This is a genomic window from Arenimonas sp., from assembly GCF_044348765.1.
Lineage (GTDB): Bacteria > Pseudomonadota > Gammaproteobacteria > Xanthomonadales > Xanthomonadaceae > Arenimonas.
Window position 1 is genome coordinate 12,327 of record NZ_JBIKSE010000010.1, and the last position, 18,603, is coordinate 30,929.

Annotated in this window: 18 protein-coding genes; 6 read left to right on the forward strand and 12 right to left on the reverse strand. The window is 58.1% G+C overall.

All coding sequences use genetic code 11. The features are described 5' to 3' along the window. Positions 1-13 precede the first annotated feature (13 nt). A complete protein-coding gene (locus tag ACIQ0Q_RS03085) occupies positions 14-712 on the forward strand; it encodes a VIT family protein (RefSeq protein ID WP_395771483.1) in 699 nt (232 codons plus the stop codon). Here the strand turns inward: ACIQ0Q_RS03085 and truD are convergent. The 7 genes from truD to ACIQ0Q_RS03120 are packed head-to-tail and all read right to left on the reverse strand — an operon-like array spanning position 709 to position 7,015. Then, the gene (truD, locus tag ACIQ0Q_RS03090; RefSeq protein WP_395771484.1) at positions 709-1,716 is read right to left on the reverse strand and encodes a tRNA pseudouridine(13) synthase TruD; all 1,008 of its coding nucleotides are present in this window, start codon (positions 1,714-1,716) and stop codon (positions 709-711) included. The two genes, ACIQ0Q_RS03085 and truD, sit on opposite strands and share 4 nt — an antisense overlap. Beyond that, entirely contained in the window at positions 1,713-2,189 is a 477-nt protein-coding gene (gene ispF / locus ACIQ0Q_RS03095) for a 2-C-methyl-D-erythritol 2,4-cyclodiphosphate synthase (RefSeq protein WP_395771485.1), read from the reverse strand. Before ispF ends, truD begins: the two co-directional genes overlap by 4 nt. Further along, complete coding sequence (gene ispD / locus ACIQ0Q_RS03100) at positions 2,186-2,878, reverse strand: 2-C-methyl-D-erythritol 4-phosphate cytidylyltransferase (RefSeq protein WP_395771486.1); 693 nt, start codon at positions 2,876-2,878, stop codon at positions 2,186-2,188. Before ispD ends, ispF begins: the two co-directional genes overlap by 4 nt. Next, the gene (gene ftsB / locus ACIQ0Q_RS03105; protein ID WP_395771514.1) at positions 2,875-3,201 is read right to left on the reverse strand and encodes a cell division protein FtsB; all 327 of its coding nucleotides are present in this window, start codon (positions 3,199-3,201) and stop codon (positions 2,875-2,877) included. Before ftsB ends, ispD begins: the two co-directional genes overlap by 4 nt. A 12-nt stretch (positions 3,202-3,213) precedes the next feature. Beyond that, a complete protein-coding gene (eno, locus tag ACIQ0Q_RS03110) occupies positions 3,214-4,500 on the reverse strand; it encodes a phosphopyruvate hydratase (protein WP_395771487.1) in 1,287 nt (428 codons plus the stop codon). A 29-nt stretch (positions 4,501-4,529) separates the two neighbouring features. Further along, positions 4,530-5,363, reverse strand: coding sequence for a 3-deoxy-8-phosphooctulonate synthase (gene kdsA, locus ACIQ0Q_RS03115; RefSeq protein WP_395771488.1), 834 nt, complete (start codon positions 5,361-5,363; stop codon positions 4,530-4,532). 11 nt (positions 5,364-5,374) lie between these two features. Further along, positions 5,375-7,015 carry a CTP synthase gene (locus tag ACIQ0Q_RS03120; RefSeq protein ID WP_395771489.1) on the reverse strand — a complete coding sequence of 547 codons (1,641 nt, stop codon included), beginning with the start codon at positions 7,013-7,015 and terminating at the stop codon, positions 5,375-5,377. 131 nt (positions 7,016-7,146) lie between these two features. Between ACIQ0Q_RS03120 and parE the strand changes: the two genes are divergently transcribed. Continuing rightward, positions 7,147-9,036 carry a DNA topoisomerase IV subunit B gene (gene parE, locus ACIQ0Q_RS03125; protein WP_395771490.1) on the forward strand — a complete coding sequence of 630 codons (1,890 nt, stop codon included), beginning with the start codon at positions 7,147-7,149 and terminating at the stop codon, positions 9,034-9,036. A gap of 89 nt (positions 9,037-9,125) precedes the next feature. On the opposite strand, the gene hutG is transcribed toward parE, so the two are convergent. The 4 genes from hutG to ACIQ0Q_RS03145 form a co-directional block, all read right to left on the reverse strand. After that, positions 9,126-9,911 (reverse strand): N-formylglutamate deformylase, encoded by a 786-nt coding sequence (hutG, locus tag ACIQ0Q_RS03130; protein WP_395771491.1) that lies wholly within the window; start codon positions 9,909-9,911, stop codon positions 9,126-9,128. After that, the gene (locus tag ACIQ0Q_RS03135) at positions 9,911-11,161 is read right to left on the reverse strand and encodes an NAD(P)/FAD-dependent oxidoreductase (RefSeq protein ID WP_395771492.1); all 1,251 of its coding nucleotides are present in this window, start codon (positions 11,159-11,161) and stop codon (positions 9,911-9,913) included. Before ACIQ0Q_RS03135 ends, hutG begins: the two co-directional genes overlap by 1 nt. A 24-nt stretch (positions 11,162-11,185) precedes the next feature. Continuing rightward, positions 11,186-12,388 carry a DUF418 domain-containing protein gene (locus ACIQ0Q_RS03140; RefSeq protein WP_395771493.1) on the reverse strand — a complete coding sequence of 401 codons (1,203 nt, stop codon included), beginning with the start codon at positions 12,386-12,388 and terminating at the stop codon, positions 11,186-11,188. Between the two features lie 65 nt (positions 12,389-12,453). Then, positions 12,454-12,933 (reverse strand): peptidylprolyl isomerase, encoded by a 480-nt coding sequence (locus tag ACIQ0Q_RS03145; protein WP_395771494.1) that lies wholly within the window; start codon positions 12,931-12,933, stop codon positions 12,454-12,456. Positions 12,934-13,016: 83 nt separating this feature from the next. Between ACIQ0Q_RS03145 and ACIQ0Q_RS03150 the strand changes: the two genes are divergently transcribed. From ACIQ0Q_RS03150 to ACIQ0Q_RS03160, 3 genes are all read left to right on the forward strand, one after another. Beyond that, positions 13,017-13,556 carry a C40 family peptidase gene (locus ACIQ0Q_RS03150; protein ID WP_395771495.1) on the forward strand — a complete coding sequence of 180 codons (540 nt, stop codon included), beginning with the start codon at positions 13,017-13,019 and terminating at the stop codon, positions 13,554-13,556. Positions 13,557-13,751: 195 nt separating this feature from the next. Next, positions 13,752-15,059, forward strand: a complete 1,308-nt coding sequence (locus ACIQ0Q_RS03155; protein WP_395771496.1) for a DEAD/DEAH box helicase — start codon at positions 13,752-13,754, stop codon at positions 15,057-15,059. Positions 15,060-15,160: 101 nt separating this feature from the next. Then, positions 15,161-16,201, forward strand: a complete 1,041-nt coding sequence (locus ACIQ0Q_RS03160) for a zinc-binding dehydrogenase (RefSeq protein ID WP_395771497.1) — start codon at positions 15,161-15,163, stop codon at positions 16,199-16,201. Here the strand turns inward: ACIQ0Q_RS03160 and ACIQ0Q_RS03165 are convergent. Further along, complete coding sequence (locus ACIQ0Q_RS03165; protein ID WP_395771498.1) at positions 16,198-16,614, reverse strand: CopD family protein; 417 nt, start codon at positions 16,612-16,614, stop codon at positions 16,198-16,200. The genes ACIQ0Q_RS03160 and ACIQ0Q_RS03165 overlap by 4 nt on opposite strands. Before the next feature lie 114 nt (positions 16,615-16,728). Here ACIQ0Q_RS03165 and ACIQ0Q_RS03170 point away from each other — a divergent pair, with 114 nt between their 5' ends. Next, the gene (locus ACIQ0Q_RS03170; protein WP_395771499.1) at positions 16,729-18,600 is read left to right on the forward strand and encodes a DEAD/DEAH box helicase; all 1,872 of its coding nucleotides are present in this window, start codon (positions 16,729-16,731) and stop codon (positions 18,598-18,600) included. The last annotated feature ends 3 nt before the right edge of the window (positions 18,601-18,603 follow it).

The window sequence follows — 18,603 nt, forward strand, 5'->3', positions numbered from 1 at the left end:
AAGGAATCCTGCTATGCCCCATCGCCATACGGAACGTCATAGAACCGAACATATCGGCTGGTTACGTGCCGCGGTGCTGGGCGCCAACGACGGCATTGTCTCCACGGCCAGTCTGATCATCGGCGTTGCCGCGGCCAATGGCGGAAAGCAGGCGGTACTGGTAGCCGGTGTGGCCGGCTTGGTCGCCGGCGCGATGTCCATGGCGGCCGGAGAATACGTCTCGGTGCACTCGCAGACCGATACCGAAAAAGCCGATATGGCCAAGGAAACGCGCGAACTGGAAACCGACCCCGATGGCGAGTTGAAAGAACTCACGGCCATTTACGTGCACCGCGGCCTGACGCCTGATCTGGCCAAGCAGGTTGCCCTGCAATTGACCGCATATGATGCGCTGGGTGCACATGCCCGCGACGAGCTAGGCATTACCGCAAATTTCAGTGCCCAACCTGTGCAAGCGGCATTTTCATCGGCGGCCAGTTTCGCTGCCGGTGCCGTTCTGCCTTTGGCGGTGGCATGGCTGATGCCTGCAGCAGACATGATGTGGGCCGTTGCGATCAGCACCCTGCTCTCCCTCGGCGCACTGGGCGCACTGGCCGCCCGTACGGGCGGCGCTCCCGTGCTCAAAGGTGCGGTACGGGTGCTGTTCTGGGGCGCTCTGGCAATGGCTGCTACCTGGGGCATCGGCAGCCTGTTCGGGGTCAGTACCGCTTAATCGAAGCGGCCGAGCTCGGCCAGAACCGAGGTCGCATAGGTCCCGGGCGGCAATTCGAAGCGAAGCTCTAAGCTGTGCTCATCGATGAAGCACCATGACAGATCTTTCGGAAGCAATCGCAAAGCCCGCCGCTCCTGCCGCAGATCGGCCTGCTCCAGCCCGTGACACAAGGCCGGCTGCAAAACCGGAAGTTGGCATTCCAGATCAAGAACGGCCAACGAACTGCGTAACACACCCGCGCCCCATAACGGCCCGGTCGGGTGGATATCGAATGCCGCACAGCGCGCAGCAATCTCGTCACTCAACGGCTCGGGACCAAAAATGCTTTGGGTGCCTTCCAGCATCCACACTTCCCCGTCCATCGCGGTGTTCCAGCTGCCCTGTTCGACACGCATCGCCAGCACTTGGTTGAATAGATAGGATCGAGCCGCAGAAAGGTAGATCGAGCGTTTGGCGCGGTCCACCCGACGCCCTTCAAACATAGCCAGCGCTTTGCCGACATTAGCATGCTCGGTACCGAAGCGCTGTTCGCCGAAGTAATTGGGGACACCCTGCGTCGCCAGAAGTCGTAGCGCAGAATCCAGGACATCGCGATCACCCTGGAGTTCACGCAGTGTCAGGGTAAAACGATTTCCGGCCAGAGCGCCACGCGCCAATTTTCGGTTATGCCAAAGCGCTTCAAGCACGTTGCATTCATCGTTACTCAGCAATGTGACATCAGGTGCTGACTTCTTCGGCAACCGTACCGAGAACCGCTGGGTGGTCACAGCATGCCGGTCTTTCATTCCGGCATAGGAAACATCACGGATATCGATGCCGGCCCAGCGGGCAATGCGCTCTGCACAGAAAACCGTGTTCATGCCGCGCTTGCGGACCGTCAACAGTAGGTGTTCGCCCTCGCCGGTTGCTTCAAAACCCGGAAGTTCTTCGACAATGAAGTCCTCGGGAACGCAGCGGATGCGCCCACTGACCGGCGCTGTGGCCAGAGCGCGCGGCAGGTTCACCGTGTTTCCAGAAGAACAATCGCCTGTACGGCTATGCCCTCGCCACGCCCCGTAAATCCAAGCATTTCGGTGGTCGTTGCTTTGACAGAAATGCGTCCGATGTCGCACTTCATGACTTCGGCCAAACGCGCCCGCATGACGGCCACATGGGGGTTGATCTTCGGAAGCTCGCAAATCACGGTGGCATCAAGGTTGCAAAGTTGGTAACCCTTGTCACACACCATGGCCATGCACTGTGCGAGCAGGATTGTGCTGTCGGCATCCTTCCAGCGCGGATCGGAGGGCGGGAAATGCACGCCGATATCACCGAGTGCCAACGCGCCGAGCAGGGCATCGCACAGGGCGTGAATCAATACATCGCCATCGGAGTGCGCCGACAACCCGCGAGTGTGGGCAATGCGCACGCCACCAAGCACTACGTGATCCCCAGCACCGAAGGCATGGACATCGAAGCCCGAACCGATTCGCATCATGGTGCATTCCTCGTTGTCAGTATGGCTTCCGCGAGCGCGAAATCTTCCGGCCCGGTTACCTTGATGTTGTCGTCGGCACCCTGTACCAGCAAGGGCGAAAGACCTAGACGCTCCATCGCGCTGCTCTCGTCAGTGATATCGGCATTTTCCTGATGGGCATGCTGAAGCGCATGCTGCAGGCTGCGTGCCGGAAACAGTTGTGGCGTATGGGCACGCCACAGCATGCTGCGATCGAGCGTGCCTTCCACCTGATTATAGGCGTCGCCGCGTTTGACCGTATCAGTCATCCGGCCAGCCAGCAGACCGCCGACCGGATGCACGCAGGCCGCCTCGATGAGCCTGTTCAGATCTTCAAGTCGCAGACAGGGCCGTGCGGCATCATGCACCAGAATCCAGGCATCCGGGCTCAGCACTTCCCTCAAAGACACAATACCAGCCAAGACGCTATCGCTCCGGCGCTGGCCGCCGGCACAGGTACGCAAAGGTTTATTGCGCCACATTTTCACGCTCTGCCAACGGTCATCACCGGGGGCCAGCGCAAGCATGATGCCATGGATATCCGGGTGCTGTGCCAGCAGATCAAGAACGTGTTCGATCATCGGCTTGCCAAGCAATGGCCGGTATTGCTTGGGAACATCGCAGCCTGAACGGGAGCCGTTACCGGCTGCCGGAATAATGGCCCAGATCATGGCCGCGACGCATCCGGCGTCGGGGAGGCATCCATTTTTTTTTCAGGATCGACCACGCGATAGAAGGTTTCGCCGGCTTTGATCATGCCCATCTCGTTGCGCGCCCTCTCCTCGACCGCATCTACACCTGACTTGAGATCCTTCACTTCGGCAGCAAGCGCTTTATTACGACGCAATAGTTCACGATTTTCAGTCTGTTGTGTCTGAATCTGGGCACGCAACTGTTCCACCTGACGCCAGTTTCCCTGTCCGAACCAGAACTTGTACTGCAACAGCGCCAGTGCAAGCGCCAGCACGATATAGGTCCAAATGTTTCGGGTCAATGCGTCCACGTCTCAGCGTTTGAGGCTCATGAATGCGTCACGGCCGACGTAGCGTGCTTTCGCACCCAAAGCCTGTTCGATGCGCAGGAGCTGGTTGTATTTTGCAACGCGGTCGGAACGGCACAGGGAACCGGTCTTGATCTGGGTTGCGGTCGTTGCTACGGCGATATCGGCGATGGTGGTGTCTTCGGTTTCACCCGATCGGTGCGAGACGATGGCCGCATAGCGGTTGGCATCAGCCATGGCGATAGCCTGCAGGGTTTCGGTGAGCGTGCCGATCTGATTCACCTTGATAAGGATGGCGTTGGCAATGTTTTGCTTGATGCCATCCTGGAAGATGGCCGGATTGGTCACGAACAGATCATCGCCGACCAGTTGCACATCCTTTCCGATGGCATCGGTCAGCAGCTTCCAACCGTCCCAATCATTTTCGGCCATGCCATCTTCAATGGTGAAGATCGGATATTTGCGGGACCAGTCACTGAGAAAATCACAGAACTGCTCGGAGCTCAGACGCTTGCCCTCGCCCATCAGATTGTATTTGCCGTTGTCAAAGAACTCGGTGCTGGCGACATCTAGACCCAGCAAGATATCGTCACCGGCGTGGTAGCCCGCCTTGGCAATGGCTTCCAGAATGGTTTCCAGCGCTTCTTCGTTCGAGCGCAGATCCGGGGCAAAGCCGCCCTCATCGCCGACCGAGGTGCTCAGGCCGCGACCTTTGAGAACCGACTTCAGACTATGGAAGATCTCGGTACCGGCACGCAGGGCTTCGCTAAAGGAATCAAACCCGACCGGCAATACCATGAACTCCTGCATGTCGACGTTATTGTCGGCATGCGCACCGCCATTGATGATGTTCATCATCGGCACCGGCAAAGCCACGTCGTTGTCATTGGCCAGATACTGCCAGAGCGCCCGATCTTTAGCGGCGGCGGCGGCGTGGGCAGCAGCCAACGAAACACCGAGCAAGGCATTGGCGCCAAGGCGGGCTTTGTTCTCGGTGCCGTCAAGATTGATCAGACGCTGATCCAGTCCAGTTTGGTCAAACACGTCGAAACCGTTCAGAGCCTTTGCGATTTCTCCGTTGACATGCTCGACCGCCTTTTTGACGCCCTTGCCTTGATAACGGGTTTTGTCACCGTCACGCAGCTCAATAGCTTCTTTCGATCCGGTGGATGCACCCGAGGGCACGGCAGCTCGGCCAACCTGACCACTGCTCAGAGTGACTTCGGCCTCAAGCGTCGGGTTACCGCGGCTGTCGAGAATTTCGCGGGCAATGATCTTGCTGATCTGGCTCATGACGGTTCTTCCGTATATGGACGTCGGGATTAAAGGTGGTCTTCGATGAAACCGCCGCGCTTGGCGGCCTCGTCGAACGCCATCAGGTTTTCCAGCAAAGCTTTCATTTTCGGTAAGGGCCAGGCATTGGGACCATCCGAGAGCGCCACATCTGGATTCGGGTGGGTTTCCATGAAGATACCAGCAATACCGACTGCCATCGCCGCACGCGAGAGCACTGGCACGAACTGGCGTTGGCCACCGGATTTACCATCCATGCCGCCGGGCAGTTGCACTGAGTGGGTGGCGTCGAACACTACCGGACAGCCGGTATCGCGCATCACACTCAGAGACCGCATATCGGACACCAGATTGTTATAGCCGAAGCTGGCACCACGTTCGCAGACCATGATCTGTTCATTGCCGGTGGCTTTGGCCTTGGCAGCCACATGCTTCATTTCCCACGGCGACAGGAACTGGCCTTTCTTGATATTGACCGGTCGGCCGGCTGAAGCCACCTTCTGGATGAAATCGGTCTGACGGCACAGAAAGGCCGGTGTCTGCAGCACATCCACGACTGCCGCGACTTCATCCATCGGGGTGTATTCATGCACATCGGTCAGCACCGGAACGCCGATCTGGCGCTTTACTTCGGCCAGCACCTTCAGGCCCTCTTCCAACCCCGGGCCCCGGAAACTGGCACCAGAAGTGCGATTGGCTTTGTCAAAACTCGACTTGAAAATGAATGGAATTCCGAGCGTACTCGTGATTTCCTTCAATTGTCCTGCAACATCCAGTTGCAGTTGCATGGACTCGATGACGCACGGGCCGGCAATCAGGAAAAAGCGTTGATCCAAACCCACATCGAAGCTGCATAGTTTCATGAGCAATATCCTTAAACAGTGGCGCCGGATTTCTTCTGGCGTGCGGCTTTGATAAAGCCGCTGAACAGGGGATGTCCGTAACGCGGCGTGGACAGGAACTCCGGATGCGCCTGGCAGGCCAGGAACCAGGGGTGACCGGGGATTTCGACCATCTCCACCAGCAATCCATCCATCGACTGCGCCGAGATGGTCATGCCGGCTTTTTCGAGCGCTTCGCGGTAGGCATTGTTGAATTCATAGCGATGGCGGTGACGTTCGGACACCACGTCTTTGCCATACAGGCTGTGGGCAAGCGTGCCCGGCTTCAACCGGCATTCCTGAAGCCCCAGACGCATGGTACCCCCCATGTCGGAATCAGCACTTCGGCGTTCGACTTCACCGCTGGTGGTGCGCCATTCAGTAATCAATGCAATCGCCGGATCTACGCATTGGCGATCGATTTCGGTGGTATTAGCACCGGGCAGTCCGCCTTTGTCACGCAGAATGTCGACCACCGCAGCCTGCATGCCGTAACAGATGCCGAAATAAGGAACTTTGTGGTCACGCGCATATTTCGAGGTGGCCACTTTGCCTTCGAAGCCTCGGTCACCGAAGCCACCCGGAACCAAAATTCCATCGACATCAGCCAGCACGGTGGTACCGTCGGTTTCGATCTGTTCGGACTCCAGCCATTTCAAGCGCACGCGGGTGCGCTGCCGCAAGCCGCCATGGCGCAGGGCCTCACCGATGGATTTATAGGCATCCTGGTGATCGACGTATTTGCCGACCACGGCAATGGTAACTTCATCGACCGGATGCTCTACCGCATCGACCACATCACGCCATTCGCTGAGATCAGCCGGACCGACCATGTCTTCCAGACGTAAGCGACGGATGGCGATGGTATCCAGACCCTGATCGTGCAGCCATAACGGTAGCTTATAGATGGTATCGACGTCCAGACAGCTGATGACCGCCTCTTCCGGCACATTGGTGAACAGGGCAATCTTGCGGCGATCGCTTTCCGGCAGAGGCTGCTCGCTGCGGCAAAGCAAGATATCAGGCTGGATACCAATCGATCGTAGCTCTTTGACCGAGTGCTGGGTCGGTTTGGTTTTCAACTCACCGGCAGCGGCGATATAGGGTACCAGGGTCAAATGCAGGAAGATGGCTTTTTCAGGGCCGCGCTCGCTACGGATCTGGCGGATGGCTTCCAGGAACGGTAGCGATTCGATATCACCCACGGTGCCGCCGATTTCGACCAGGCCGACATCGAAGCCTTCGGTGGCGGCATAAATGGCCTGTTTGATTTCATCGGTCACATGCGGAATGACCTGCACGGTGCCACCAAGGTAATCGCCACGACGCTCTTTTCGGATGACGTTGTCGTAAATGCGACCAGTGGTGATCGAGTTTTTACGCGTCAAGTGCGTACGCACGAAGCGCTCGTAATGGCCAAGATCCAGATCGGTTTCGGCGCCATCGTCAGTAACATACACCTCGCCATGCTGGAACGGCGACATGGTGCCCGGATCCACATTGAGGTAGGGATCGAGCTTCATCATGGTGATGTTGAGGCCGCGGGCCTCGAGAATGGCGGCCAGGGAAGCGGCAGCGATGCCTTTGCCCAAGGAAGAGACCACACCGCCGGTAACAAAGATTAAACGCGTCATGGGAAAAGAGAGCGTTGGAAAGCACCATTTTACCGACTTGCGGGCAAAAACGCACCTTTTTAATTCCACTTGACCGCAAACGGCGTAGATAGCATCCTGAATACACTCGCTTAGCCACCCCCTGAACAGCCATGAATACCCGTTATAACGCCGCCGACATTGAAGTCCTTTCCGGCCTGGATCCGGTCAAACGCCGTCCAGGCATGTATACCGACACATCCCGCCCGAACCATCTGGCGCAGGAAGTCATCGATAACGCCATCGACGAAGCCCTGGCCGGGCACGCCAAATCAATCGAAGTCACCCTATATGCCGACGGCAGCTGCGAGGTCATTGACGACGGTCGCGGCATGCCGGTGGACATTCATCCGGACGAAGGCATCCCCGGCGTGGAACTGATTCTGACCCGCCTGCATGCCGGCGGCAAATTCAGTGGCAAAAACTATACCTTTTCCGGCGGCCTGCACGGCGTCGGGGTGTCCGTAGTCAATGCCCTTTCCAGGAAGGTGGATGTCGGGATCAAGCGCGATGGCAATGAGTACCGCATGCAATTCCAGGATGGATTCCGCAGCTCCGCACTGGAAATCGTCGGCACCATCGGAAAACGTAACTCCGGTACGCGTGTACGCTTCTGGCCGGACGGTAAATATTTCGACACCAACAAATTCGCAGTTAAAGCTCTGCGCCATCTTTTGCGCGCCAAGGCCGTACTATGTCCGGGCCTGAATGTTTCGCTGTTCGACGAGGCCAGCGGCGAGCGCAACCAATGGTTTTACGAAAACGGATTGAGTGATTACCTGCTCGGTGAACTGACCGGCAAGGAACTGTTGCCGGCGGAACTGTTCGGTGGCCATCTGAGCAAGGAAAGCGAAGTCGTCGACTGGGCGCTGACCTGGCTACCGGAAGGCGAGCTGGTGCAGGAGAGCTACGTCAATCTCATTCCGACCGCACAGGGCGGTACGCATGTAAACGGCCTGCGCTCGGGATTGACCGACGCCCTGCGGGAGTTCTGCGACTTTCGTAACCTGTTGCCGCGCGGTGTCAAACTGGCGCCGGAAGATGTCTGGGACCGGGTCAGTTACGTATTGAGCCTAAAGCTGACCGACCCCCAGTTCAGCGGCCAGACCAAAGAACGTCTGAGTTCCAGGCAGGCCGCTGCCTTCATCGAATCTGCCGTGCATGATGCTTTTTCGCTCTGGCTGAACCAGCATGTCGAAGCCGGAACCGCTATCGCCATGCTGGCCATCGAACGTGCTGCGGCGCGCCTGAAAACCGAGAAGCAGGTGGTCCGCAAGAAAATCACCCAGGGGCCCGCCCTGCCCGGCAAGCTGGCTGACTGCATCTCGCAGGATCTTTCGCGCACGGAGCTGTTTTTGGTCGAAGGTGACTCCGCCGGCGGCTCGGCCAAACAGGCCCGCAACAAGGAGTTCCAGGCTATCATGCCGCTACGCGGCAAGATACTGAATACCTGGGAAGTAGCCAGCTCGGGCGTGCTGGCATCCAATGAAGTACATGATCTGGCGGTAGCCATCGGCTGCGACCCAGGCGTGGAAAATATTGAAGGTCTGCGCTACGGCAAGGTGATCATCTTGGCCGATGCCGACTCCGATGGCCTGCATATCGCCACGCTGCTGTCGGCGCTGTTCCTCAAACATTTTCCGGCACTGGTCAATGCCGGACACATCTTCGTGGCCATGCCGCCGCTGTTCCGCATCGACGTCGGCAAACAGGTATTCTACGCCCTCGATGAAGAGGAAAAACGCATCCTGCTGGATCGTATCGAAAAGGAAAAAGTCAAGGGACAGATCAGCGTGACGCGCTTCAAGGGCCTTGGCGAAATGAATCCGGCACAACTACGCGAATCAACCGTACATCCTGATACCCGCCGTCTGGTGCAATTGACGATCGACGACATCAAACAGACCGATGCGCTGATGGACATGCTGCTGGCCAAAAAACGTGCGGCCGACCGCAAGCACTGGCTGGAAACCAAGGGCGATCTAGCCTCGCTCGAGCTCTGAGACAGCTGAACAGGCGTTAGAGCCAGGACGCGAAGCGGCTCTGATTTCTCGGTCAAAGCGGCCGGTTACAGCCCACCCTGGCGCATGGCTCAATCCGGCACGTGAAGCGCTACGTCCATCATGCGGGCGATCAGCGCCTGTACCGGCGCAGCCTTGACCGCGTCGAATACTGTCATGCTTTCATCGAGATAGGTGCTCTGTGCCAGTTCCAGCTGGAAGGCATGGATGCCGGCCTGGGGATCCGCGTAATGGCGGGTGATGTAACCGCCCTTGAAACGGCCGTTGCTGATCCAGTTGTAATCACTTTGGGTGGCCAGAACGGCTTCAACCGCCCGTAGCCGGGCATCGGGGAAACTGCGTCCCTCTGCGGTGCCAAGATTGAAGTCCGGTAAACGTCCCTCGAATAAGTAAGGCAATTCAGGACGGATCGAATGCCCTTCCCACAGCAATGCCCGGCCATGCGCCAGCTTGAGGCGGTGCAGCTCCGTCTGAAGCGCGGCGTGATAAGGCTGCCAATAAAGTGCCCGTCGTTGGATAATGACTTCAGAATCGGGGGCTTTGCCGTCCCGGTAAATGGGCCGTCCAGAAAAAGCGATGGTCGGGCACAATCCGGTCACGTTCTGACCAGGATACAAGGACGCATCATCCGGCGGCCGATTCAGATCGATCACGTAACGGGAGTATCGCGGTTTCAACACCGAAGCGCCGAGCGATATCGCAAAATCATATAGCCGATCGACATGCCAATCGGTATCCGGCGCCGACTGCGCCTCATCCACTAGGGATGAACGGATATCGTCCGGGATCTCGATACCATTGTGCGGAAGACTGACCAACAACGGCAAGGATCCGCGATGCAGTTCGAAGCAATGCATCAGAATCGTGCTGCCGAATATGGCGCCAGATCGATGGCGGGCTCATTGCCGGTCATCTGCGCGGCAAGAAGTTGACCAGTAATGGCGCTCATGCTCATGCCCAGCATGCCGTGCCCTGTGGCGAGAAACAAATTCCGGTGCTTCGGCGAACGACCGAGTATCGGCAAATCGTCATAAGTCATCGGACGCCAACCAGACCACCGCGACAGTACTTCTCCGCCTACCGGAGTCCGTAAATATTCACGGGCGCCACGCTCGAGGGCATTGAGCCGCTGAATATTCAGACTATCATCGAAACCGGCGAACTCCATGGTGCTGCCCAGACGGTAACCCTCGGCCCAAGAGGTCACGCAGACACTGCGCTCGGTCAGTACCAACGGGGTTTTCGGAACAATAGGCGGCAAACTATAGGAAATGGAATAGCCCTTTCCGGGCTGTATCGGAAGAGCCAGTCCGAGACTGCGCAGCATGGCCGGCGACCAGGCCGCCAAGGCGACCAGCACCTGAGTGCCATACCGACGACCGCAGGCAGTTTCCACGCATGTGACGCGATCACCATCGACGGCAACACTTAGCACCTCACACTGTTCCTCGATGATTCCGCCAAGCGCCCTCACGGCACCCGCCAACGACGCGCAGTAGGCGTCTGGCCGAAAATGGGCGTCATTGGGGAAGAAAATTCCTCCTGCCATCCCGGGCATTAGGGCAGGCTCGCGTGCGGCTAGCATATCGGCATCCAACAACTCTGCAATGACACCGCACTCGGCCAATAACGGCAACTCCTCCACCAGCGCATCCAGACCCTCAGGGGTTCTGCAGACATACATTTCACCATTGGCCTCGAATCCGCAATCAAAAGCATATCGGACAATAAGGTCTTCCAGCAGTGGTCGCGAGGCGTTCAGCAATTTGGCTTTGGCCAAGGCAGATTGGCGGTGGTCGCGGCCGTTGCAGCGCAACGAGAAACGCAGCAGCCAATCCAGAAGGGACAGGTCGGTTGAGGGCTTGATGTAAAACGGCGCATCGGCTTGCGTCATGTATTTCAGAGCCTTGCCGATCATCCCGGGGGCTGCTAGCGGTGGGGCATGGCTCGGAGTGATGGTGCCGCAGTTGCCAAGCGATGTGGCACCACCGACGGTATTTTTTTCAAGAATCCTCACGGAGCGCCCCTGCTCAAGCAGAAATAGCGCGCAGCTCAGGCCGATGACGCCACCGCCAAGAATCAAAACATCGTCATTGCCAGGGTTCATGGACGGGTACGTGAAGGACTCGGCCTATGATACAAAGTTCGGACGCTTCCCGTAAGTGAGCCAGCGCCAGAGGTATTCGACCGGCCCCATGCTAAAGCGCGCTAGCCACCAGGTGCTGAAAAGCGTCTGGACCGCAATCACGGCGATGGCGAAAGGAATGTGCCAGGCACGCGGCAACTGCTGGAAATAACCAAGGCCATAGCCACTGAAAATCAGGGTACAGATCAGGGATTGGCCGAGATAATTGCTCAAGGCCATGCGCCCCAGCGGCGCCAGCAGGGCCAAACGCGCCTGAAACCAGGGTCGTGACCACAGCCAGCGCAGGCCGAAAAACATGCCGAGACACATCAGCAATCCCGCCAGCATGTTGATGATATTCACCGCCGCAAACTTCGCATCAATCTGGACCGGCGAGACGTCGGGCGCAATGCCGATGCTCGCAAGCATGAGCGCAAGGCCGGAAAAATAGCAGTAAAGCGCCAGACGGGCACCGCCGTCACCCCCTGACATTGCCGGACGGGACCAGCCCAGACGATGAAGTCTTACGCCAAGTGCAAACACGGCGACGGCCATCGGTAGCAGAATGACTAGATTGCCAAGATTCAGAAGAAAATAGCCGGCACGCCATTGCAGGGTCGCCAGATAAGCGCTGTGGCCTTGATAGCGGACTTCCTCGGCCATCATTTCGCGGAAATTCCCGCTGTCATCATGATTTCCGGCCATGGCACCGGCAAAGGCCAGCAAGACCAGAGGCGCACAATACACCATCAGAATACGTGACAGACGCGGCGGGACATCGCTTTTCATGCGCCATAGCAGGACGAATCCGGCCACTGCATAGCTAAACAGGATATCGCCCTCCCAGACCAGGATGGCGTGCGCAGCACCGATAGCAAGCAACGCCCATAGCCGGCGCTTATAGATTCGACGGAAATCCTGGTTGCTTCGGGCAGCACTGTCTTGCATGATGGCGAAGCCGATGCCGAACAGCAACGAAAACAGGGTCCAGAACTTGCCTTGCACGAAGATGTAGATGAAGGCATCGGCGATGCGATCGGCGCCGCGCAACGACGGATCAATGCCGGTCATGGACTGCATGATCGGGCCATTGAAGGCCTCGAGATTCATCAGCAGAATGCCGAATAAGGCAAAACCCCGGATGGCATCGAGCATGTCAATGCGTTTCGAGGCACTGGTCGGATGGAAATGCTGCACTGTGCTGGTCATTGCGGCTCCTTTTTACCTAGGTTAACCGCAGACTTTTCATCCGACCATAGGTCGGAAGTAAGGTGTCAGTGCTGAACTCCACCTTCGCCGTGCACATGGCCGTGTGCGATTTCTTCTTCGGTCGCGGCGCGGACATCGAGGATCTCGACCGTGAAGTCAAGCGACTTTCCGGCCATCGGATGATTGAGATCGACATCGACCGTGGTCATGCCGACTTTCAGGATGGTCATCGCGCGCGGACCCATTTCAGTCGGCAGTACGACCTGCTGGCCATTGACCAGTTTGGCGTTCTTGAACAGTTTCTTCGGAATGCGCTGGGTCATGCCGTCACGGCGCTCGCCGTAGGCCTGGTCCGGGCTGACCGTCGCTTCGACCTTATCGCCGGCCTGTTTGCCGATCAGCGCCTCTTCCAGGCCCGGGATGATGGCGCCATGGCCGACCAGAACGGTCAGGGCATTGCCGTCTTTCGAGCTTTCCAGCGGTTCTTTACCGGTTTCGGCAACGGTGTAATGAAAGGAAACCACGGAGTTTTTTTCAATCGACATAACGCATCCAGATCGGGAGAGGTGACGGAAATGCCCGTATCGGGCACAATCAAGCGGACTATTATCCGATTGAACGCGCTGGAATGCCAGTAAAATCCACGAAAATCACCGTTTTGCTGCTGCTGGCCGCGCTCCTGAGCGCCTGTGCCAGCGGGCCGGAACGCAGCCGCGGTGGCGAGCAGCCGGAAGTGACCGGCCTCGGCGAGGAAGACACCGTTCTGCCCGGCAACCTCAAAGCGGCGGCCAATGATGTCTTGTTTCAGGCTATCGGCCTGGTCGGAACGCCCTACCGCTATGGCGGCAACTCCCCGGAGTCCGGCTTTGACTGTTCGGGCTTGATCAATTATGTTTTCCTGCACAGCGCCGGCCTGAAATTGCCGCGTACCACGGCGGCCTTGATCGACATCGATGCGCCACGGGTGGAAAAGGACCACCTGTACCCGGGTGATCTGGTTTACTTCAATACGCTCGGCGGCCGCGTCAGCCATATCGGCATCTATGTCGGGGAACGCCGCTTCGTACATGCCCCGAGCTCCGGCGGCACCGTGCGCATGGACAACATCGATACACCCTACTGGCAGAAATACTATGTGGACGCCAAGCGTGTGCTCTTGGGCGATTGAGCCCGGCTGAACGGCCGATTCAGCACCGATTCGCTTTATCGGGCCAAAGCGCCTACAATATCGGCACAAAGAAACGGTTCGTTTCCTAATCTCTGTGCTTTACGCACTTACTCCGCACGAACCCATTCTCAGGCGCCTCAGGGCGCAATGAAAGCAATGTGGTGTTAGGGACATTGCCCCCGCAGGAGTTACAACATGCCATTTCAATCCCTTGGGCTGATGCCCGAGCTCGTCCGTGCGCTGTCCGATAAGGGCTACACGGAACCCACTGCCATTCAAAGCCAGGCTATTCCCGCCATTCTCAATGGTCAAGACGTGCTTGGCGGTGCCCAAACCGGCACCGGCAAAACCGCTGCATTCACGCTGCCTATCCTGCAGCGTCTGGCCGAATATCCGAACCCGAAAGCCAAAGGTCCGCGCGTCCTGATTCTGGTACCGACACGGGAGCTGGCCGTGCAGGTGCACACCAGCATTCGTGAATATGGCAAGCATATTCGTCTGCGTACCGCCGTCATGTACGGTGGTGCCAGCATGAATCCACAAATGATGGCACTCGGCAAGGGCCTCGATATCCTGGTGGCCACGCCCGGCCGTCTGATCGACCATCTGGAACGCGGTACCGCGCAGCTGCACCGGGTGGAAACTCTGATTCTGGACGAAGCCGACCGCATGCTCGACATGGGCTTCCTGCCGGCCATCAAGAAAATCCTCAACCAGGTTCCGAAACAGCGCCAGACCCTGCTGTTCTCGGCCACCTTCGATGCGCCGATCAAACAACTGGCGCTGCAGTTCATGCGCAATCCGATCGAGGTTCAGGTTTCATCACAGAACACCGTGGCGCATACCGTCAATCACATCGCGCATCCGGTCGACCCAAGCAAGAAGCGCGAACTGCTGATGCACATCCTGAGCGAACGCTATCAGGAGCAGATCCTGGTGTTCGTGAAAACCAAGCATCTGTGCAACCGCATCGCCGAACAGATTACCAAGGACGGCATCCCCGCGCTCGCCATCCACGGCAACAAGAGCCAAGGCCAGCGTCTGAAAGCCCTGTCGGACTTCAAAGCCGGCAACGTACGTGTTCTGTGCGCCACCGACGTAGCCGCCCGTGGTCTCGATATCCCCTTACTGCCGTTGGTGATTAACTTCGACATGCCGATGGTGGCGGAAGATTATGTGCATCGTATCGGTCGTACCGGCCGCGCCGGCGCCAATGGCGATGCCGTGTCCTTGGTCGCCACCGATGAGGGCGGCCTGTTGCGCGCCGTGAACCGTCTGCTGAAGCAGGACATCGTTCTGGAATCGAAACCCGGCTTCGAACCGACCACGGTCATGCGTATGGATCTGACGCCTGCGCGAGGCAAGCCGTCCGGCCATCAGGCCCCGCGCCGCAAACCGGCCCAACCCGGTCATTTGAAAAGTCATGGTATGGCCTCTCAGAAACCGAAAAGCAGCAATCCGGGGGGAAGCCCGCGCGGTCGTCAACGCTCGCCACAACGCTGAAACAACCATGCTATCGTCAAAAGCCGCCGAAAGGCGGCTTTTTTGTGGCATCAATAATGCAGTCGGTTTACTGTAGACACATCCTGAAAGGAACCGAACCCGTGACAGACCTCCTGTATAAAATCCAGATCGATCGCCCCGGCGGCTACGAGGCGCTCAAACTGGTTGAAGCCCCTTTGCCCGCTGTTGGTGACGATGAAGTGCTGATTGTCGTTAAAGCCTGCGGCGTGAATTACGCTGATGGCATCATCCGCATGGGTCTTTACGCCTCTGCCAAGGAACTGCATGGCTACCCGATCACACCGGGCTTTGAGCTGTCAGGCGTAATCACTGCTGTCGGCAGCCAGGTGACTGAGCATGCCGTCGGCGATCAGGTATTGGCGTTGACACTTTTTGGTGGTTACTGCTCGCACATCGTGCTGAAATCCGATCGTGTGTTCCGCAAACCGGACACACTGAGCTACGCCCAAGCCGCTGCTCTGCCGACGGTGTTCCTGACCGCATGGTTCATGGTGCGTGAGCAGGTGCTTCCCAAGGCCGGCGATGTCTGGCTGGTGCATTCTGCTGCCGGTGGCGTCGGCTCGGCCCTATGCCAGCTAGGCCGCTTGCATGGCTGCTGCGTAGTCGGCGTGGTGGGATCGGCGCACAAGCGCAATGCCGCCGTGGCCATGGGGGCAAGCGATACCATCGATAAATCCACACAGGACTTGTGGCCGGAAGCCAAGCGTTTGGCGCCGAAAGGTTTCCAGGCCGTGTTCGATGCCAATGGCGTGTCCACGCTGGCGCAGAGCTATGCCCATCTCGCGCCGATGGGAAAACTGTGCATTTACGGATTTGCCAGCATGCTGCCACACGATGGGCGGCTCAACTGGCTGAAAATGGCCTGGGACTGGCTGCGCACGCCACGATTCAACCCGCTCGACATGACCCAGAGCAACAAAAGCGTGCTGGCAGCCAATCTAAGTTTCCTATCGGAACATGCCGGGCTATTGCGCAGCGGCATGCTGGAGCTTATCGGCCTGTTTGAAAACGGTCAGCTGGTCGCACCGCCGGTGACGGAATATGCCTTGGCAGACGCGGCCAAGGCGCAGGCCGACATCGAATCCGGCAAAACCGTCGGCAAGCTGGTGCTGATTCCTTAAAACGGTTTGGCAATCACCAAAAAGATCACGGCAAATAGCAGGAACACCGGCACTTCATTGAGGATGCGCAGCATGCGCGGCGACGGCAAGGCTTTGCCCTGCTGCGTAGCTTGCAGGCGCTTATAGCACAGAATGAAATACACAAACAGAATCGCGACCAGCAGCAGTTTGGCATGCAGCCAGCCGCCGAGACCGGCGAAGTGCATCAGGCCGATGCCGAGCAGCAGCGCCAGACCGAACATGACATGCCCGAACAAGTAAAGACGGCGCGCCATCAACAGCAGGCGGGCCTGCACCTCGGGCTGTCCGGGTGATTCGGCAAAATTGATCAATAGACGCGGCAGATAGAACACAGCGGCAACCCAGGCCATGACGAATAGCAGATGGCCCGATTTCAGTAGCGGATATAGCATGACGGCGAAGCTCCGATTGAAGATAAATGCTTGTTCAAGCAAGGATTTGCGTATGGGAGTAAACTATACAACCTTTCCAGGCTTCGCGCCTGCGCCCAGAGCCGATACCCTCCTATGACTTCGAAACCCGCCGACAGCGCCGCCATCACCTTCCGTGACATGGGCTTGCCTGAAACCATCCTCAAAACCCTGATTGCGCTGGGTTATGAAACCCCCTCGCCAATCCAGTCTGCGATGATTCCGCACATCATGAACGGACGCGACGTGCTCGGCCAGGCGCAGACCGGTACCGGCAAAACCGCGGCATTCGCCCTGCCCTTGCTCAGCGGTCTTGATCTGAAGGCCGGCAAACCGCAGGTGCTGGTACTGGCACCGACCCGCGAATTGGCCATCCAGGTCGCAGAAGCCTTCCAGAAATACGCCGAAAACCTGCCCCACTTCCACGTACTGCCGATTTACGGTGGCCAGAGCTATGGTCCGCAGCTGTCAGCGCTGCGCCGCGGCGTGCATGTCGTAGTCGGCACCCCGGGACGCGTCATCGACCATCTCGAAAAAAATTCGCTGGATCTGTCCGAGCTTAAAACCCTGGTGCTGGATGAAGCCGATGAAATGCTGCGCATGGGATTCATCGACGACGTTGAAACCATCATCCGCAAGTCGCCGGAAACCCGTCAGGTCGCGCTGTTTTCGGCCACCATGCCGACCGCCATCAAACGCATCGCGCAGAAGTATCTGAAATCACCGATCGAAATCCAGATCGAAGCCAAGACCCGTACTGCCGACAATATCCGTCAGCGCTGCTGGCAGGTCTCCGGTCTGCACAAGCTGGATGCGCTGACCCGCATTCTGGAAGTCGAGCCCTTCGACGGAATGATTATCTTTGCGCGCACCAAGCTCGCCACCGATGAACTGGCGCAGAAATTACTGGCACGGGGTTTCTCAGCCGCTGCCATCAATGGCGACATCAATCAAGCCCAGCGCGAACGCACCATCGGCCAGCTGAAAGACGGCAGCATCGATATTCTGGTCGCCACCGACGTGGCCGCACGCGGTCTCGACGTCGACCGTATCAGCCATGTGGTCAACTACGACGTGCCTTACGACACCGAAAGCTATGTGCACCGTATCGGCCGTACCGGACGCGCCGGCCGCAGCGGTGAAGCCATTCTGTTCATCGCCCCGCGCGAGCGCGGCATGCTGCGCGCTATCGAGCGTGCCACCAACCAGCCGATCGAACCGATGGAACTGCCGAGCGTAGCGACCATCAATGAAGTCCGTATGGACAAGTTCAAACAGCAGATCACCGAAACGCTCGAGTCGTCCGATTTGACCCTGTTCCGCAAGCTGGTCGAGGATTACGAGCAGGCACTGAATGTGCCGGCGATTGAAATCGCTGCAGCCCTGGCCAAGATGGCACGGGGCGATGTGCCCTTGCTGCTGGAACCGCCGAAGCGCGAACAACGTAAACCCATGGAATTCGACCTGCGCGAGGCTCGCGATAAGCGCTCTGCGCGCGAACCGCGTTTCGAACGTGACACTCGCGGCGAGCGTCCGGAACGTCCGTTCCGCGAGAAAAAAGAGCGCGCCGCACGCGATGCCGAGGCCGGCATGGAATCCTACCGGATCGAGGTCGGCTACGAGCACGGCGTCAAACCGGGCAATATCGTCGGCGCCATCGCCAATGAAGCCGGACTGGATGCCAAGCACATGGGGCGCATCGAGATTTTCGATGATTACAGTATCGTCGACCTGCCGGAAGGCATGCCCAAGGAAATTCTCAAACATTTGAAGACCGTCTGGTGCGCCGGCCAGCAACTGCGCATTACCAAGGATGGCACTGTCCCGGATACCGCACCGAAGAAGCCGCGCCCGCCGCGCCGCCCGGATACCCGTGAAAAACCGGACACAGTCGGCAAGGTCAAGCGCAAGAACGAATCGTTCTTCGAGTTCCGCCAGGGCAAAAAGAAAAACAAGTTCGCGGAGTGATTC

Bases quoted from the DNA above. Each gene is read 5' to 3' on its own strand.
- ispD (WP_395771486.1), bottom strand. From the start codon at position 2,878: ATGATCTGGGCCATTATTCCGGCAGCCGGTAACGGCTCCCGTTCAGGC.
- ACIQ0Q_RS03120 (WP_395771489.1), bottom strand. From the start codon at position 7,015: ATGACGCGTTTAATCTTTGTTACCGGCGGTGTGGTCTCTTCCTTGGGC.
- eno (WP_395771487.1), bottom strand. From the start codon at position 4,500: ATGAGCCAGATCAGCAAGATCATTGCCCGCGAAATTCTCGACAGCCGC.
- ACIQ0Q_RS03155 (WP_395771496.1), top strand. From the start codon at position 13,752: ATGCCATTTCAATCCCTTGGGCTGATGCCCGAGCTCGTCCGTGCGCTG.
- hutG (WP_395771491.1), bottom strand. From the start codon at position 9,911: ATGCATTGCTTCGAACTGCATCGCGGATCCTTGCCGTTGTTGGTCAGT.
- kdsA (WP_395771488.1), bottom strand. From the start codon at position 5,363: ATGAAACTATGCAGCTTCGATGTGGGTTTGGATCAACGCTTTTTCCTG.
- ACIQ0Q_RS03150 (WP_395771495.1), top strand. From the start codon at position 13,017: ATGCCAGTAAAATCCACGAAAATCACCGTTTTGCTGCTGCTGGCCGCG.
- parE (WP_395771490.1), top strand. From the start codon at position 7,147: ATGAATACCCGTTATAACGCCGCCGACATTGAAGTCCTTTCCGGCCTG.
- ACIQ0Q_RS03135 (WP_395771492.1), bottom strand. From the start codon at position 11,161: ATGAACCCTGGCAATGACGATGTTTTGATTCTTGGCGGTGGCGTCATC.
- ACIQ0Q_RS03085 (WP_395771483.1), top strand. From the start codon at position 14: ATGCCCCATCGCCATACGGAACGTCATAGAACCGAACATATCGGCTGG.
- ACIQ0Q_RS03165 (WP_395771498.1), bottom strand. From the start codon at position 16,614: ATGCTATATCCGCTACTGAAATCGGGCCATCTGCTATTCGTCATGGCC.
- ACIQ0Q_RS03170 (WP_395771499.1), top strand. From the start codon at position 16,729: ATGACTTCGAAACCCGCCGACAGCGCCGCCATCACCTTCCGTGACATG.
- ACIQ0Q_RS03145 (WP_395771494.1), bottom strand. From the start codon at position 12,933: ATGTCGATTGAAAAAAACTCCGTGGTTTCCTTTCATTACACCGTTGCC.
- ACIQ0Q_RS03140 (WP_395771493.1), bottom strand. From the start codon at position 12,388: ATGACCAGCACAGTGCAGCATTTCCATCCGACCAGTGCCTCGAAACGC.
- ispF (WP_395771485.1), bottom strand. From the start codon at position 2,189: ATGATGCGAATCGGTTCGGGCTTCGATGTCCATGCCTTCGGTGCTGGG.